Raw genomic sequence first — 869 nt, 5'->3', positions numbered from 1 at the left:
GAGGAATGGCAGCAGATGACGCAGGACGGCATCGGGCATTTCCCCCAGCGGGAAGCATCCGATGCCGTCCTGCGTCATCTGCTGCCATTCCTCACATCGGCGATAGGAATGCCAGCGCCATGAGCGAGGTCTCACCAATCATGCCGTCCCTTCCGGGCTTCGGGCCGCGCATCCGGGTCTCGTCGAGTTTCCCGTCCATCACACGCGCGGAGGAACCTCGACCGGGCTGGTCATCCATGAGCGATACGCACCGGAAAATCCGGCGTTGCGCGAGGAGTTGCTGCGCCACCTGATGGGCGTTCCGCTTGCCGGCGACAGTCCCGGCAATCGTCAGATCGCGGGATTGGGGCGTGGCCCTGCGACCAGCAACAAGGTCTTCTTCGCCGACATGGCTTGCCAACGAGCGGCTAAAACTTCTGCGTCGGGGATCCCAGGTTTGAAATTTCCGCCAACAGCCGCCAAGATGCGGCCGGATTCGCTAGCGGAGAGGCGCTGATGTCTGACCTAGCCCATATCACCGCCGCCATCTTCAAGCGCGCCGGCAAGGCCAAGCGCTTCGTCGTCGCCATTGCCGGCCCGCCGGGAGCCGGCAAGTCGACGATATCGGGCAGGCTGCATGAACTGCTGCCGGAGGGCGCATCGGAAGTCGTGCCGATGGACGGCTTCCATTATGACGACATCCTGCTCAACCGCCGTGGCCTGCGCGCGCGAAAAGGCGCGCCGGAAACCTTCGACTTCGCCGGCTTCGAGACGCTTTTGAAGCGCATCCGCTCCGGCGAGCCGGACATCGCAATTCCGGTCTTCGACCGCAGCTTGGAATTGTCGCGCGCGGCGGCCGAAGTCATCGGCGCCGATACCAAGTTCATCCT

The 869-nt window shown here is 63.8% G+C and carries 1 pseudogene; it reads left to right on the top strand.

Annotated features, from left to right (window positions below):
- Window positions 1-495 precede the first annotated feature (495 nt).
- A pseudogene (locus EOA38_RS37820) lies at window positions 496-869 on the top strand (nucleoside/nucleotide kinase family protein); the annotation flags it as partial.

The organism is Mesorhizobium sp. M1E.F.Ca.ET.041.01.1.1 (genome assembly GCF_003997355.1).
GTDB lineage: Bacteria > Pseudomonadota > Alphaproteobacteria > Rhizobiales > Rhizobiaceae > Mesorhizobium.
Note: the sequence above shows the minus strand (reverse complement) of the source record. Positions and strands in the feature narration are given on the sequence as shown.